This window comes from Vibrio sp. SCSIO 43137 (assembly GCF_028201475.1).
In the GTDB taxonomy this organism is placed as follows: domain Bacteria; phylum Pseudomonadota; class Gammaproteobacteria; order Enterobacterales; family Vibrionaceae; genus Vibrio.
In genome coordinates this window covers 305,882-322,898 of the sequence record NZ_CP116384.1, presented here as the reverse complement: position 1 = coordinate 322,898, position 17,017 = coordinate 305,882, and the positions used below count along the sequence as shown (strand labels likewise).

11 protein-coding genes are annotated in these 17,017 nt (G+C 46.5%); 5 read left to right on the top strand and 6 right to left on the bottom strand.

The genetic code is table 11. The features are described 5' to 3' along the window. Positions 1–3: 3 nt before the first annotated feature. Positions 4–1,524, bottom strand: coding sequence for a glucose-6-phosphate dehydrogenase (gene zwf, locus PK654_RS17235; RefSeq protein ID WP_271700251.1), 1,521 nt, complete (start codon positions 1,522–1,524; stop codon positions 4–6). 635 nt (positions 1,525–2,159) lie between these two features. Here zwf and PK654_RS17230 point away from each other — a divergent pair. The 3 genes from PK654_RS17230 to PK654_RS17220 all read left to right on the top strand — a co-directional run bounded on the left by PK654_RS17230 (position 2,160) and on the right by PK654_RS17220 (position 6,362). Further along, a complete protein-coding gene (locus PK654_RS17230; RefSeq protein WP_271700250.1) occupies positions 2,160–3,500 on the top strand; it encodes a dicarboxylate/amino acid:cation symporter in 1,341 nt (446 codons plus the stop codon). 181 nt (positions 3,501–3,681) lie between these two features. Beyond that, on the top strand, positions 3,682–4,386 hold the full coding sequence (locus tag PK654_RS17225) for a DUF445 domain-containing protein (RefSeq protein ID WP_271700249.1): 705 nt from the start codon (positions 3,682–3,684) through the stop codon (positions 4,384–4,386). Between the two features lie 311 nt (positions 4,387–4,697). After that, the gene (locus tag PK654_RS17220) at positions 4,698–6,362 is read left to right on the top strand and encodes a methyl-accepting chemotaxis protein (protein WP_271700247.1); all 1,665 of its coding nucleotides are present in this window, start codon (positions 4,698–4,700) and stop codon (positions 6,360–6,362) included. An 83-nt stretch (positions 6,363–6,445) separates the two neighbouring features. Here the strand turns inward: PK654_RS17220 and PK654_RS17215 are convergent, their stop codons facing one another. Then, positions 6,446–7,828, bottom strand: coding sequence for a sodium-dependent transporter (locus PK654_RS17215; RefSeq protein WP_271700245.1), 1,383 nt, complete (start codon positions 7,826–7,828; stop codon positions 6,446–6,448). A gap of 264 nt (positions 7,829–8,092) precedes the next feature. Between PK654_RS17215 and PK654_RS17210 the strand changes: the two genes are divergently transcribed. Then, entirely contained in the window at positions 8,093–9,310 is a 1,218-nt protein-coding gene (locus PK654_RS17210) for an aromatic amino acid transport family protein (protein WP_271700244.1), read from the top strand. A gap of 89 nt (positions 9,311–9,399) precedes the next feature. On the opposite strand, the gene PK654_RS17205 is transcribed toward PK654_RS17210, so the two are convergent. The 3 genes from PK654_RS17205 to fusA form a co-directional block, all read right to left on the bottom strand. After that, positions 9,400–10,083, bottom strand: a complete 684-nt coding sequence (locus PK654_RS17205; RefSeq protein ID WP_271700242.1) for a DNA-3-methyladenine glycosylase I — start codon at positions 10,081–10,083, stop codon at positions 9,400–9,402. Beyond that, complete coding sequence (locus PK654_RS17200) at positions 10,083–11,309, bottom strand: alpha/beta hydrolase (RefSeq protein ID WP_271700240.1); 1,227 nt, start codon at positions 11,307–11,309, stop codon at positions 10,083–10,085. Before PK654_RS17200 ends, PK654_RS17205 begins: the two co-directional genes overlap by 1 nt. Before the next feature lie 126 nt (positions 11,310–11,435). Beyond that, positions 11,436–13,454 carry an elongation factor G gene (fusA, locus tag PK654_RS17195; protein ID WP_271700238.1) on the bottom strand — a complete coding sequence of 673 codons (2,019 nt, stop codon included), beginning with the start codon at positions 13,452–13,454 and terminating at the stop codon, positions 11,436–11,438. Between the two features lie 442 nt (positions 13,455–13,896). On the opposite strand from fusA, the gene PK654_RS17190 reads away from it, so the two are divergent. After that, on the top strand, positions 13,897–14,880 hold the full coding sequence (locus PK654_RS17190; RefSeq protein WP_271700236.1) for a Gfo/Idh/MocA family protein: 984 nt from the start codon (positions 13,897–13,899) through the stop codon (positions 14,878–14,880). A 74-nt stretch (positions 14,881–14,954) separates the two neighbouring features. Here the strand turns inward: PK654_RS17190 and PK654_RS17185 are convergent, their stop codons facing one another. Next, the gene (locus tag PK654_RS17185; RefSeq protein WP_271700235.1) at positions 14,955–16,940 is read right to left on the bottom strand and encodes a peptidase U32 family protein; all 1,986 of its coding nucleotides are present in this window, start codon (positions 16,938–16,940) and stop codon (positions 14,955–14,957) included. Positions 16,941–17,017: the final 77 nt, after the last annotated feature.

Below are 17,017 nucleotides of genomic sequence, written 5' to 3'. Positions count from 1 at the left end.
TTTCTATAACTCACAATACTCGGTATTAGTCAGGTTTTTACACGGGAAGCGCCAGTCGCGGCCATCATTGGTCAGCAGTTCATCCGCCTCTTTCGGCCCCCAGGTTCCCGCCGCGTAACCAAACAGGTGCTCAGGATTTTGTTTATGCTTTAATATAGGCTCGACAAATTCCCAACAGGCACGCACTGCATCGGTACGGGCAAACAGGGTGGCATCGCTCTTCATACAATCCAGAATCAGGCGCTCATAAGCCGTCAGCATATTGCTCTCTTCCAGATCGCCGTAACGGAAATCCATTGATACTTCTTTCGCTTTAAAACCGGCTCCCGGCTCTTTAAGGCCAAAGCTAAGCAGAATACCTTCATCAGGCTGAATACGGATAATCAACTTATTTTCTGGTGCATTGACACCAAATACCGGATGTGGGGTGTTTTTGAAGTGAATTACCACTTCCGTTACCCGCGTCGGCAGTCGCTTACCGGTACGCACATAAAACGGCACTCCGTTCCAGCGCCAGTTATCGATAAACATCTTAAGGCCGACATAGGTTTCTGTTCTGGAATCATCAGCTACCCCTTGCTCCTCACGGTAACCGGGTAACTCTTCACCACGCACATGGGAATGAGTGTATTGGCCCAGTACCAGATTTTTTTGCAAATCGTCGTCCGACAGCGGGCGGAAACACTGCATCACCTTGACGGCTTCATCACGCATGGAATCGGCATTGATAACCGAAGGGGGCTCCATTCCCACCATAGCCAGCACCTGCAACAAGTGGTTCTGGAACATATCGCGCACTGCACCAGCGCAGTCGTAGTAACCACCACGCTCTTCAACACCGAGGAACTCAGCTGCGGTGATCTCGACATGATCGATATAGTTGCGGTTCCACAAAGGCTCAAACATAGCGTTGGAGAAGCGCAGTACCAGAAGATTCTGTACTGTCTCTTTACCTAAATAGTGGTCAATACGGTAGATCTGATGTTCCTGAAAACAAGCATGTATCTGCTTATCAAGGTCTTCGGCAGATTGAAGATCGTAACCAAACGGCTTTTCAACAATCAGGTTCTTCCAGCCGTCTTCTTCTTTATTAAGACCGTGAGCGGCAAGACATTCAGGAATGACGCCATAAAGGCTTGGAGGCGTAGATAAATAGTAAACGGTGTTACCACCAGTGTCGTGCTTATCGCTAAGCAACTCCAGCCTCTGTTTCAATACACCATACTCTTCTACAGAGGAGGTATTCAGCGGCTGGTAATAAAGGTGCTGTATAAAGGCATCGAGGGTTTCGGGCTGCACTTTTTCATTTTCAGTCAAAGCTTGCTTCATTTTTACCTGAAACTCATCATCGCTGAATGCTGTCCGGCTTACGCCTAATACGGCAAAGTTGTCCGGCAACATATCATTTGCGTACAGATGGTATAGAGCAGGGATCAGCTTCCGGTGCGTTAAATCACCAGAAGCACCAAAAATGACAATCAGATTGTTCTCGGGGCGAACGGTACTTTCTTCTATATTATTCATATTGTTCTCACACAGTGGAATGTGTTTTGTTTGTCTGAGGAGATCACTTAGCAATAAGAACCTGTCAGGCGGAGATAACTTTCATCTCTTTTTCAACAGAATCTGGAATCACTCAGAATCCGTATCATAACGCTCTGATCGGCTGCTGGATATAGCGGTTTGATGTAATTTATTCGATTAATCTCTTTACCTTTTTTCATTAAAAGAGGCAGTTTTAACAGAAAAAGTCGATAATGGCGAGAATCAGGGAGGCAAAAGGGGCGATTATGCGTGAAAAACGTATATACAAACCTTACTCAGCTCACATTATTCTAACTCTTTTGAAAATATTCCCTCAAAACTGGCGTGTTAATCAGTCATTAATAGCAGCCAACCGGTTACTTTTTGACCACCTCAGACATCAAACTAAGTAACTTTTGGTAAGTGACTGATATTTATGTAAATATCATATTTGAATCAAGTTCAAATTTTTAGATTGCATATGACATAAAATTGCCAACATTCATTAACAAATCAGAAACATTCACTCTTTTTAACAAAAAATGACTATATTGCGCTGCTTTTGTCAAGATTGTCGGAACAAAAATTTTACCTTATTCTGCTCGGCCGAAATAAAAGATGTTTAAGGTGAAATAATGGATGGAAATTCTAATAAGCTGTCCCTGACTAACAGAGTCATTCTGGGGATGGTACTTGGCATTCTCACAGGTTTAGCTATCCGAACATTTTTCGATGGTAATGCATTTATCGATACCTACGTGGTAAACGGCTTTCTGGATGTTGGCGGCAAAATCTTTATTGCCAGCCTGAAAATGCTGGTTGTTCCTCTTGTCTTTGTCTCTCTGGTCTGTGGTACCAGCTCTCTTAAAGACGTAGCAACACTAGGCCGTCTGGGCGGAAAAACCCTGCTTTTCTATATCACGACCACGGCAATTGCTATCTCTTTGGCACTGTTTATGGGCACCATATTCCAGCCGGGGGCAGGTGCAGACCTGACTGCCGCAGGTAGCTTTGTCGCCAAAGAAGCGCCTTCGCTAGGCGACGTGATTATTCAGATGTTCCCGACTAACCCGATCAGCGCGATGGCAGAAGGTAAGACACTACAAATCATCGTATTTGCGATTCTGTTTGGTATCGCTATCAGCCTGTCTGGTAAAGCGGGAGAACAAGTCGCTTCTATGTTCAAAGCTTTGAATGAAGTGATCATGAAGCTGGTTGCCCTGCTGATGAACATTGCCCCTTATGGTGTGTTCTTCCTGATGTCTAAGCTATTTACCGGCTTAGGTCTGAGCGCCATCGTTAATCTGGCTGAGTACTTTGTGGTTCTGGCGGCAACGCTTCTGATTCACGGCTTTATCACTTACAGCTTTATGCTGAAAGTGTTTGGTAACCTGAATCCTGTTACCTTCCTGAAGAAGATGAAAGACGCTGTGATGTTTGCTTTCTCTACCGCTTCTTCAAACGCCACTATTCCTGTAACTATGGAAACAGTGACTAACCGTCTGGGTGTGAGCAACAAGGTAGCGTCATTTACAGTTCCTCTGGGTGCAACTATCAACATGGATGGTACTGCCATCATGCAAGGTGTTGCTACCGCATTTATTGCTCAGGCGTTTAATATCGACCTGACTCTGGGTGACTATCTGACGGTTATCTTCACAGCGACATTGGCTTCTGTTGGTACTGCGGGTGTTCCGGGCGTTGGTCTGATTATGCTGGCAATGGTACTGAATCAGGTTGGTCTGCCGCTGGAAGGTATCGCTCTGATTATGGGTGTTGACCGTCTGCTGGATATGATCCGTACCGCGGTAAACATCACTGGTGACAGTGCCGTTAGCTGTATCGTAGCTAAGTCTGAAAAAGAGATGGATCTGAACCGTTTCGCAGACCCGCACGCTGGCGAAAAAGAGGAAGAGATCCACTTCTCTCATCTGGATGAGCAGGAGCAAGAGATGACTCCATCGCGTCAGTCATAATTGAAATCTCACCCTGATAAGTTACTAAGCCGGAAGTTCGCTTCCGGCTTTTTGTTTCTGAGAAGATTATGCTTATCAATAATAGCTCTTTCTTTATATAGGCATTTCAAAGTAACAGACTTCCAATCTCCCCTCATCTTCTCTAAAATTCGCCCACGATTTATATCTGACAACAACCACAATGAACAAAAGCTTTATAACCAATCTTATAGCGCTGGCACTACTAGCGGTCGGCTACCAAACGGATCAGCAGGTACTACTTTATGCCGGTCTATTTGCTTTCTCTGGCGCCATCACCAACTGGCTGGCGATTCATATGCTCTTCGAGAAGGTACCCGGCCTTTATGGTTCCGGTGTTATTCCTGCCCGCTTTGAAGAGTTTAAACTGGCCATCAAATCCCTGATGATGGAGCAGTTTTTTACCGATGCCAATATCGACCGATTTCTTAGCCAGGAGATGGCTGGCGGAATAAAGATTGAACTTGAGCCAGTCATTAACAACATCGATTTTGAACCTACCTTTGAGTCACTGGTCGATGTTATCGCTGCCTCATCTTTTGGCGGAATGATTGATATGTTTGGCGGTCGTGATGCCCTGCAACCGTTAAAAGCACCTTTTGTGGAAAAGATGAAAGAGTCTGTCGTGGATATCAGCCAGAGTGACAACGTAAAAGAGGCTCTTAAGCAACAGCTAGAACAGCCGAAAATGATGGAAGAAATTCAGCAAAATATCGAAGAGATCATCGATCAGCGCCTAAGTGAGCTGACACCGAAACTGGTCAAAGAGATAGTACAGAAGATGATTAAACAGCATCTCGGCTGGCTGGTAGTCTGGGGTGGTGTGTTCGGTGGTGTTATTGGCGTTATCTCCTCTTTTATTGCTTAGTTTGCTAACCTTTTGATTCTAAGCCCCTTCCCGGACTAAACGCCCTGCACTACTGCCGGACAAAACTAACAGGAAATATATGCAAAAAGTCGGATATCTTTGTGATGCCCGACTAGTTTCTCTTCTCCCGGTTATCCCTTTTCCATCCTTTATCCTACGTTTACATAGAAGGTCTTTTGACCTTTCAAGTATATTTTTGCAGCTATTTATGGTGTTTTATACCGCAGCTAATACCAGAGTAGTAGAGGCAAGTAGATACTTGTTGGCTAGACTTAATATAAATATACATATAAAAATTAGGGTAATTAATAATGAACCTGACATTAAAGATTCGGCTTTATATTCTTGCGCTTCTTCCTTTGTTACTCATTTCACTGAGTAACATTTACCTCACCCGCTATGAGCTTAATGACCTTAGCCATTCGCAAATGGAGGCTTCCAGAGAGAGCCTGATTGAAACCAAACAAGAAGAGCTTCGCTCCTTTATGGAGATTGTCGATACGCTACTTACTCCGCTGAAGCAGAGCAACGCCAGCCGCGAAGAAGCTATTGCCTTGTTGTATAACATCAAATATAGCGAAAGCGGCTATATCTTTGGCTATGACTCCAAGGCGATCCGCTTACTACAGGGACAGAGCACTAAGGGGCTGGGAGACAGTTTCTGGAACCTGAAAGATGTAAACGGATTCCTGCTGCTTCAGGACATTATTAAACAGGCCAAAAGTGGCGGCGGCTACACCACCTACTACTTCCCTAAGCCGGGCGAAGATGTCCCCGCTCCTAAGCTCTCTTACTCTATCTATCTTCCTCAGTGGGACTTGATTGTCGGTACTGGTTTCTATATCGATGATGTTGATACCACAATGGCTCGAATGGAGCTGGAATCTCAAAACCTCACCGACTCAGCCCTGACAAACAATAGTCTGGTATCGCTGGCAATAGTGGTGGTGGTGGTTCTGTTCGCCATTATTGTTAATCAAAGTATCATTCGCCCGCTGGAAGCCTTCGACCGCTCTATTGCCTCATTCGCCTCGGGAGATGCCGATCTAACAGCGCGTATGGAGCGTTTTTCTATTCCGGAATTTAACCGCCTCAGCCATAACTTTAACCGCTTTGTAGAGAGCCTTCAGTCCATTGTCAAAAGCGTCACCCAGGTTAGCTCGGAAGTGGCCGGTGAGACCACTAATATGTCTCATCGTGCTGAGCAGGTGGATCAACTTACTTCAGGGCAGCGAAGCGAGACGGAACAGGTTGCTACGGCAATGACAGAAATGACGGCCACCGCTCATGAGATTTCTGATAACGCCACACAGGCGGCTGAATCCGCTAAGGCAGCAGAAGAGAACTCCAGTGAAGCGATGCGAATCGTCACTGCGGCTGCCGGCTCTGTTGAAGCACTGGCGGGAGAGGTGGAAACTGCCAGTGAAGTCGTTTCTAAACTTGAAGGCGATGTGCAGAATATATCCAGTTCTCTGGAAGTGATTCAGGATATTGCTGAACAAACTAACCTGTTGGCGCTTAACGCCGCCATTGAAGCCGCCCGTGCCGGTGAACAGGGACGGGGCTTTGCTGTTGTTGCTGATGAAGTGCGCCAGCTAGCCAGCCGGACTCAGGACAGTACGCTGGAAATCCATAAGATGATTGAACAACTTAAAGCCGCATCTGATGCCGCCGTTCAGACCATGGATAAGAGTAAACAGCGTAGTAGCCAAACAGTGGAAGAGGCCAATGCCGCTGCAAGCGCTATTGTGCAGATTCAGGAGTCTATTAACGTCATAATGGATATGAACTCACTGATCGCCACCGCAACAGAAGAGCAGAGTCAGGTGGGTAATAACATCTCTCAACGGGTCGAAGTGATTACCGAACAGAGCCATCAGTCAGCCGAGCTGGCGAATGAAAACCGCAATGCCGGACAGCAGCTTAATAGCAAGGCACAGGAGCTGTCAGAGCTGGTCGGCCGCTTTACAGTGTAAAATCAGGCCGCATTGAACAAGAAACAGAAAGGGTAGCTTTAACTAGCTACCCTTTATATTTTGAGTGAGAAAATGACTCGCACTTAACCCAGTGACGCCCACAACACCGTTGCTACCAGTAACGGGCAAACGAACTTCACATACAGAGGCCAGAGGCGGCCGAAGACGGTTTTCTCGAAATCTTCGCTGCCTTGAGATAGCTCTTTAAGCTTCGCATTACGGTTCCACACCCAGCCACCAAACAGGCAAAACATCAGCGCAGCTACCGGCTGAAGGTATTGAGTTGCTACTGTGGCAACTAAGCCAAACATGGCGGAAAAGTTATAGACAATCAGCACACTAAATAGAGCAATAAGGCCACCAATAATCCATGAAAGAAAGCCACGTGAAGTATGTGTGCGCTCACCAACTAATGCTACCGGACATTCCAGCATAGAGATAGAAGAAGTCAGTGCAGCAATGGTCAGCAGAAGGAAAAAGATAACCGCAAAAATCTGCCCAATAAAACCAAGGCTCTCAAACATTAACGGCAGTACCGTAAATACTAAAGTATCAGAGCTAAGTAATGAGCCGTCCTGTGCATAGATCTCAACCCCTTTCTGCATAGCGACAAACATAGCAGGTAACACTACAAGACCAGCAATAAAGGCCACCGCGGTATCAACCAGAGTGACACTCATGGCCATTTTAGGCAGGCTCTCTTTTTTACTCAGGTAAGAGCCATAAATCAGCATTGAGCAGCCACCAATAGTTAGTGAGAAGAAGCCCTGCCCCATTGCCGCCAACAGCAACTTGCGGTCAAACACCTTAGAGAAATCAGGAACAAGATAGTGCTTTAGTCCTGTCATGGCACCATCCTGACTCATGATATAGATAAACAACAGGCCAAACAGCGCAAACAGAGCCGGCATCAGGCGGGTTGACCACTTCTCAATCCCCTGCTTTACACCCCCCTGAACAATCAGGATAGTCAGAACATAAAACACTAAAGTGCCAAACAGATTACGCTCGACACTGAAGCCTTTAAACCATGATGCCGCAGACTCCATACCCATTAACTCTGCGGAAGCCCCCAGCAGAAAGCAGATCAACCAGCCACCAACAATGCTGTAAAAAGCCAGAACTGCACATGGCACACTTAGTCCCAGCCAGCCTACCGCAGCCCCGGTTTGTTTAGCCAACGGATTTAAAGAGAGGGATTTCATACTGTCAACAGGGTTTGCCTGACCATAACGACCAATAGCCATCTCCACTACCAGCATAGGAAATGCCACCAGCAGTATCATCAGCAGGTAAACAAGCAGGAAGGCACCACCACCATTACTGGCAGCTTGTGTGGGAAAGCCCCAGATATTGCCTAGTCCGACGGCGGCACCAGCGGCCGCTAAAACAAAGCCGATTCTAGAACTAAAGGTTTCACGGGAAGGAACGGATTGAGCTGCGCTCTGGGTAATTGTCTGATTCATCTACACTATACAACTTATATCAATAAACTAGCGAACTAGTACACTAACGAATCATAAGCTCAGACTCCAGATAGCCTTAAAATCTAAAACCGCTCACCACGTACATTATTGCTTACACTAATGGTAATTTATTTTACAGATAAACTTGATCCGCAATCTTAAATGCTACAGAATCCACAAACACCGTTAGATATAGCCATATCCTTGCTATTTTCCGGATTAACACACTGTTAACACAACGCAAACTGTAAAAGATTATATACAATGACAAAATCCAAAGTTTTAGGCAGTACTTTGATTGTTGCGGGTACCACCATTGGTGCCGGCATGCTGGCCTTACCCCTTGCTTCTGCAGGAATCGGTTTTTTCACCTCACTCGCCATTATGGCTCTGCTATGGGCATTAATGACTTATACGGCACTTCTGATGTTGGAACTTCATCAGCATGCACCGGCAGACGCAACCTTGCACACTTTGGCTAAACAGTTTCTTGGCAAAAAAGGTAAGTGGATTGCCAGTTTTTCCATGATGTTTCTTTTTTACGCCCTTTGTGCTGCCTATATTGCCGGTGGCGGCTCGCAATTTGGTCAGCGTATTGTTCAACTGACAGGCATTGAACTGGGCAGCTCTGTAGCGACCATACTGTTTACTTTTATTGTGGCACTGGTTGTCACTATCGGGACAGGCACCGTTGATCGTATTAACCGCTTACTGTTTGCCACTAAGCTGATTGCGATGGTGGTGGTGCTGTTCTTCCTTGCACCAAATGTAACAGAATCTTACCTGCTGAACATGCCGCTGCAGCAGGGCCTTATTGTGGCGTCCATTCCGGTGATCTTTACTTCATTTGGTTTCCACGGCAGCATTCCGGCTATTGTTAACTATCTGGAAGGAGATACCCGCTCACTGAAGAAAGCCATCATTATCGGTTCAGCCATTCCTTTGGTTATCTACCTGTTCTGGCAAATCGTAACGCTGGGTGTTGTCAGCCAACAGGAACTGACAGAAAGTCAAGGCCTGAGTGCGCTGATTGCCTCTCTGGCTACTAAGGTTCACTTCAGCCAGCTTGGCCAGATTATAGGCCTGTTCGCTGACCTTGCCCTGCTGACTTCTTTCCTTGGTGTAAGTCTTGGTCTGTTTGAATTTCTTGGCGATACCATGAAGAAAGGAACCGGCAGTAACAACCGCGTGGTATCCGCTTTTGTTACCTTCCTGCCGCCAATGTGTTTTGCTCTGTTCTACCCTCAGGGCTTTATTATGGCGCTGGGTTACGCCGCGATTGCTCTGGCTGTTCTGGCAATTTTCCTGCCAGTCGCTATGGTAAGAAAAGCGCGTCAGGATACTTCTCTGCCACTTGCTGGTGAGGCGGGATATCAGGTAAGAGGCGGGCAAATGAGTCTGGCACTGGTGACATGTGTCGGTGTATTGATTGTTGCCGCTCAGTTTATGATTACCTTCGGTTATCTGCCTTCACTAGGCTAACCCCTTTAGCCTGAAAGACTTCAAATGCAGAAGAGGAGGTATGAGACCTCCTCTTCTTGTATCTGTGCTAAGCGATTAAAATATTGAGATTACTGTACCCGGTTATCCCCACAGCTGTAGGCGATAATCTGGCTAATCTCGGTCAGGGATCGCTGCGATTCCTGTTGCCACTGGTTAAAGGCTTCTGTCGCAGCTTTCATGACCCTTTTTGTTCCTCTGCCGGAATCAATAATGCCACTGTTTCTCAGGTAACTTTCAACATCCGAAGAGAGAATGAAGGTGTCCACACCTAACTGCCTTAAAGCGTATGGGCCGGTATTGCCACCCAATCTTTTACCGTGTTTTTTCAGATACTCCCACAAACCGGTAATGTCCTCAGCTGGCCACTCTGCCACCATCTGACCAAATGAACCGTGGTCAACAGAAGCGCGGTGAATCATATGAGCATTATCCTGAATCGACATCACTTTGGTCAGGTGACGGATAATACGGGTATCTTTGGCTTTATTTTCCCATTGCTCTTCAGACAGCATCAACAGTGGTTCGACCTTAAAACCGAAAAACAGCTCTTCAAATCCCGGCCACTTGTTTCGCACCACCTGCCATGAAATACCACACTGAAACACCTTCATACTAAAGGCTGACAACCAGCGATCATTACTGATAGCAGCAATCTCTTCCCTGCTCAGAGGCTGACTGACCAGCTCTTCCAGCCGGCTTTCGCCTCCTTTACGCTCTGCTGCCCTGTGATAAATCGCTTCAAACTTTTCCATTACTGCTCTCTTTTCGTCAATGTCAGGCCAGCCTCGTGTGAAGCAGCCTGTACCTGCCTGATATAACGGCTCATCTTGTTAAAATGGGGATTAAAGGTTAACCGGGCGTGGATTTTCCCCGGCTCACGGTAACCATAGGCAGAATACCAGACCTCGGCTCCGTTGCGACATTTTTCTCTGGCGGCTTCTTCTTCACCGTTACGGCACATACGGTAGCTACCATGTTCACCGTAATAAGGGTTATCTTTGCGGAACAACAAGCTCATATGAGAAAAGTTACTGATCCTGTAATCAGGTAACCTGCCTTTAAAGCTGACCACCCTGCTATCCTTACTTTGTGGATCATTGCCATACCAGATAAAGCGACTTGCCGGATGAGTAAAGCGGCTCTCAAATAGACTCAATACTTCCCTGACATCCACCACACTGTCACTTTCAGTTACTGCAAGAAAAGCAGGACGGTCAAACACCTTGTTATCCAGACGCTTCTGAACATCGGCGCTGGTCCAGTAATACTGAGCAAAGCCGTTCATAGGCACTGTATTATATCGTGCTGTATTGGTGTGGCTGGCAGGATCACCCTGATAAATCCAGTCAATCATGGAAGCACTTAGCGGTGCCAGGAAGTCGATATTGCTGTCGGATTTAAAGGCCGGTGAAAACAGGTAAAGGCTTTCGATTTCGGGGTCATCAATAGCATATTCCGTCACCAGATTTGCTCCGGTAGAAAACCCGCCAAGGGAGACATGCTTTACATCTGCCTTCATCAGTTTTACCTGATAACGCACCAGATTCTTCCAGTCATCAACATCGGCGTTAATCAGATCAGCAGGGCGGCTACCATGTCCCGGCAGTAACAAGGTTCTGACCAGATATCCCTGAGAAGCAAACTCCTGCGCCAGATCGATAAAAGACCATGGAGAGTCACCCAAACCATGTACCAGAATGACTCCTTTTTCAGGCACTGTTCCGTTTTGCGGTTTTAATTCAAAGGGCGCGTTTCTATCCAGTTCCTGCTTAGCATCACCGTTAAGCATTACCCGGTTCTGCTTTAACCATTCACTTATCCCTTGTTGATACAGAGCAAAAGATGCAAATTCCTGAGTGGGAAAGTCGCTGGCTGAGGGTACAAACAGCGGATGCTGTTCAGTTTTATCTGCAGAAGAGCAGGCGGTTAGCAATGCTGTTACTGCCACCAATAGCAGATAGCGGAATCTGTTTGTCATTAACAAAGCCTTGTTTATAGAATTTTGTTAATAGGACTGTTTCTCATTAAAAGAAGTTCAATAGAAAATAAAAAAGCCCCCGGACAACGGTACCGGGGGCAAACGTGAAACAAAACACAGAATATCTTATTCAGCAGCAGCGGCTTTGCACACCTCCTTCTGCACTGCCGGTGGCGCTGGTTCATAGTGACTCAGAGTCATACTGAAGCTGCCTTCACCACCTGTCATCGCTTTCAGCCTGCGGGCATAATCCTGCAGCTCATTAATCGGTGACTTGGCTTTCAGCATAGTAAAGTTATTCGGCTGTGACTCGCTGCCTTCAATCAGGCCACGGTTACCGGACAAGTCACCTGAGACATCACCCACTGCCTGCATCGGAATATGCAGTTCCATCTGCACAATAGGTTCAAGCACAATTGGCCCGGCATTATTTACCGCATCTAAAAATGCTTTCTTACCGGCAATAACAAAGGCAATCTCTTTCGAGTCAACAGAGTGATACTTGCCGTCGTAAACGGTGACTTCGATATCCTTAATCGGGTTACCGGAAATGGCACCTTCATCCAGTGCCTGACGGATACCTTTTTCAACCGCAGGGATCAGTGCAGTAGGAATGGCGCCACCAACCACCTTGTTGACAAACTTAAAGCCTTCGCCTCGCTCTAACGGACGAACCTTAAGCTGCACTTCACCAAACTGACCGGCACCGCCACTCTGTTTCTTATGACGATAATGGCCTTCAGCCGGTTTAGTGATCGCTTCGTAGTACTCAACACTTGGCTGAGAGGTTTCAACCACCAGTTTGTAAACAGACTCCATCTTCTCTAGAGCTACTTTAAGGTGGAACTCACCCTGCCCACTCAGCAATGTCTCGTTAGTTCTGGTTCTATGCTCAATACGCAGCGAAGGATCTTCTGCCACGATACGGTGCAAGATTTCAGAAAGCTTCTGCTCATCACCCCGTTTGGTTGGTTTCAATACCTGACTGTACATGGACTCAGGGAAAGAGAGAGTACGCATATGCACGCCGTCTTCATCATGGGAGTCATGAATCACTGAATCAAACTGAAGCTCATCAACCTTGGCCAGCACGCAGAAATCACCAGCGATCGCCCTGTTTATCTCAATACGTTTTTTGCCTTGTAGCTGGTATAAATGACCGACTTTAAAGGCTTTATTACTTTCGCCCACATACAGCTGACTACCGGCATTAATCTCGCCCTGAAATACCCGGATGTACGCCAGTTTACCCATATAAGGGTCAACGCTAACCTTATAAACATGAGCCACGGTATGCTCCAGCGTATCGCAGTCCACAGGAACCTGCTTGCCGTCTTTCTCCAGCAGTGGCGGGTTGCCTTCATAAGGCATAGGCATAATTTCAGCCAACGTTCTCAGCAGTAGGGAAACACCAGCGCCGCTTTCAGCTGAAACAAAGCAGACCGGGATGATATGCCCAGTACGCAATGCCTCTTCAAACGGGTCATGTAGCTGGTTAGGGCTTAGCTCTGAACCCTGCTCAAGATAGAGTTCCATCAGATCTTCATCGACTTCAATAACTTGATCAACAAGGCTTTCATGAGCACTGGTCACGTCATCAAACAGAGTAGCTACGTCATATTGGGGTTCAAAATAGCAGTCAACAACGCTGCTGCCGTCTTCTGATGGCAGATTGATAGGAAGACAGCAATCGCCGAAATGTTCTGTTATTTCTGCCATCAGCTCAACGACTTTATCCGGATTCTGATCGATCTTGTTTACCACAATCATCTGGCACTTTTTCTGCTCTGTGGCAAAGGCATGCAGACGGTCAGAAACCTGATTGAGCGGGGTATTTGCATCCACCACCATAGCGGTGGTTTCTACTGCAGGAAAAACACTAAAAGTACGCCCCAGCAGCTCGGTCTGCCCCGGAGTGTCGATATAGTTCATACGGTGTTTATTCCAGCTTAAAGTCACTGGAGTGGCTTCAATACTATGGTGGTAGTGAATAGATTGGTCATCAAAGTCGGTGACGGTATCGCCTTTTTCGACGCTACCGAGATGTGTTGTGGCTTCAGACTCAAAGAGTAACCGTTCGACGAGGCTGGTTTTGCCGGTACCACTCTGCCCGACAAAGGCGATATTGCGGATTTTATTTGGCATATTAGACTCCTAAAAAATTACCGGAAAAGAATTCAAAACATCTTCTGAGTTGGCGGGCTCAACCGCCTACTCGTCTTCCAGGTCATTTTTCGGATCCGTCTATGCAAGATTATTCCTTAATCCTTATTCATTAACGATATCTAAAATGCGACTTCACTACTACACTAGAGTTATTAGAGTGCGCCTAAATCCTTATAAATAATGTGATTTATTTCATAGCTAGGTGAAGAGTATAAATTAACCATTAAAAACCGGAAGCAAGTACCAGTTTTCAGTTCAACTAGCAAAAAAATCCTCTTCGAACTTGAATTTTCATCATCTTGTACTTCAAAAAAAATACGCTATAAAATAACCATTTATCATAAACCGTTACTGTGACTGCTGTTATTTTTGGTGCTAGAATTAATCCACTCCAACTCCATTCAGATTTAGGCAGAGACTCATGATCAATTTAGCAGTAATCGGAACCAACTGGATCACAGAACGATTTGTAGAAGCCGCTATTGAAACCGGCCGTTTTCAGCTAAGCGCAGTTTACTCCCGCGCTATAGATTCAGCCGAAGCGTTTTGCACCCCCCTACAAGCCGTAGGCTGCCATTACTACGACAACCTTGATGAGCTTGCGGCCGATACTAATGTCGACGCTGTTTACATCGCCTCTCCGAACAGCCTTCACTGCCAGCAGGCTTGTCTGATGATGGAACATAAAAAGCACGTCATTTGTGAAAAACCTGTCGCCTCTAACTTTGAGCAGGCACAACAGATGTATGCTACGGCAGAAGAGAACAACGTTGTGCTGTTTGAAGCCTTTAAGACAGAGTTTCTGCCAAACTTTGAGGAACTGAAGCGCAACCTGCCAAATGTCGGCAAGCTAAACAGCGTTTATCTAAGCTACTGCCAATACTCATCCCGTTACCAGAAATACCTGAACGGTGAAAACCCGAACACTTTCAATCCGGCTTTCTCCAACGGATCTATTATGGATATCGGCTACTACTGCGTAGCGGCTGCGGTGTCACTGTTCGGTAAGCCGGAACAGATTCAGGCCAGCGCCAAGCTTCTCTCCTCCGGCGTTGACGGCCACGGCCTTGCTCTGCTCAGCTACCCTAACTTTATCGTCACGGTTCAGCACTCTAAGGTATCTGACGGCTATGTTCCGAGTGAAATTCAGGGTGAAGAGGGCGTAATTCTGCTGGATCATTTCTCCGAATGCAGCGGCTTTACCCTGCAAAAAAGAGGCGGGCAGCGACAAGAATTCAATCTGCCTCAGGCAGAAAACACCATGAGCTATGAAGCGGATGTATTTGCCGATCAGATAGAACAAGGATACACATGCTCGCACTGTAAGCAGCGTTCGCTGGAAGTCGCTGAAGTGATTGCGGAAATAAGAAAGCAGACAGGCGTTGTTTTTCCGGCTGATCAATAAAACTAATTTGCAGAAAAACAGAGGCTAAGTGAGCAACCCACTTAGCCTTTTTTTATCACCTTAGTTCAGGTTACCTATAACCCTTTGCGGTACTGGTTATCCATGGTCGGAGAAACCTGCTGCCTGATTAGCTCAGCCGAGCCTTGTTCACCTTTTATCAGGGAACGGACACCACCAATCAACTCATCATGCTGCCACTTCTGGCTGGTCATGGTCTCAATCGGTCGTAGATCCAACAGGTAATCACTAAACAAGCCCTTGAGATCAGAAACCACATCGGTATTCAGGTAATGGAACTCCGCATACAAACTGTTGTAGTGACCGCGCTGCTTATCGACGATATAAGGGTTATCCTTCAGGTTGATAATCGATGTGTGTTTTTCGCACCTTGGCATACAACCTTTGTTAATACGCATCTTCTTACAGCCGATGCTCTGCTGGAACAGACACTGACGGCTGGTCAGCAGATTAACGGGATGGTAGACGCTATAAAACAGGCGGAAGTCCTCAGGTCTCTTAATCCGCTGCACCTGAACCTTGTTTAACTCGTTAGAAATAAAGGCGCCAACACAGCCAAACTCTTTTCTCAGACACTCAATAGCGTAAGAGTTAGTCACGTTCATCTGCGGACCGGCAATCCAGTCGATACCCTGCTGCTGCGCTACCAAACCAATTCCGCTGTTGTTTGTTACCAACAGCTTTGGTTTGACGGCTTCAATAAAATCGACCGCCATCTGGAAATCCTGTTCAATCAATACAGCAGGGAACCAAGGAACAAGAGACGGATTCTCCCTGAACAACTCAACATGATCGTCAAAAGAGCGCGCCATAGACACAGGCAGTTCAAAATGCATTGTGACATTGTCACGAGATACACTATCTAATTGCTCGGCTTTGGACAACAGAACGGATAGCTCTGCCTCGCCTTTGTACTCTGAATGAGGAGCAAGCTGGGGAATATCATTTACACCACCACCTTTAAGGCTGGTAACTTTACTTGTTTCCTGCTCCGGCATCAGGTTTTTGGTCTTCTCTTCCACCAGCCGGATGATTTCGGTTTTCTTATCATAAAGCTGCTGCTTAACCTTCTGTACCTCTTGCGGCGAATGGCAGGCGTGAATTTCAGTAAAGTGCTTAGCGGAATGGTCACGCGGATTATTGATAAACATATCCTGATGGATATCTGCCTTAAGGTAACCGTTAGAAAAATCACGATTAAATACGGTATACAGCTCGCTGGTGTCTGTCAGCAGCTCATCGCCATTACAGTAAGCATCTATTTGTCTGCGCCAGTTATCGACCACGGTATACACATAGTGGGATTTCTTTATGCGCCCTTCCACTTTCAGTGAATAGACACCTGCATCGGCCAGCTCTTTCAGATCACCAAAAGCGGAGTTATCTTTCATATTCAGGGGATAATCGCTGCCCGCTTCTGTTGTCTGATACTGATCACGACACGGCTGGCTGCAACGGCCACGGTTGCCCGATGCACCATTTCTCACTGAACTGATATAACACAAACCAGAGAAGCCGATGCAGTAAGAGCCGTGAACAAATACTTCCATTAGCACGTTATGCTGCAGACCAAATTTCGCCAGTGTTTTAATCTCATCAATATTGAGTTCACGGGACAGGTTTACCCGGCTGACACCAAGCTGGTTTAGGAAGCTTATCTGCCCTTTATTGTGGGTGTTCATCTGCGTGGATGCGTGCACATCCAACTGAGGAAAGTGATGCTTCAAAATGTAGGCCAGACCAAGATCCTGCACAATGACACCGTCAACTTTAGTACTCAGCAGTTGACGCAGCAGGCGGGTAATGGCCGGTATTTCGTTTTCCAGAATCACAATATTCAGGGTGAGGAATATCTTGCAGTCGTGCTGATGGGCGATATCAATCACCTCATTCAGATTATCCAGAGTCAGGTTTTCCGCGCGGTTGCGGGCATTAAACCGATCCAGACCGCAATAAATGGCGTCGGCACCAGCTACAATGGCGGCTTTTATCGACTCTATATCCCCACCGGGGGCTAATAATTCAAACTGTTTACTATCCACGACTTGCTCAATATTTACTGGCTACACTTTTCAGCCGCGTATTCTACTTGTTAGCCGCCGCTTTTTCCTGTTTATTG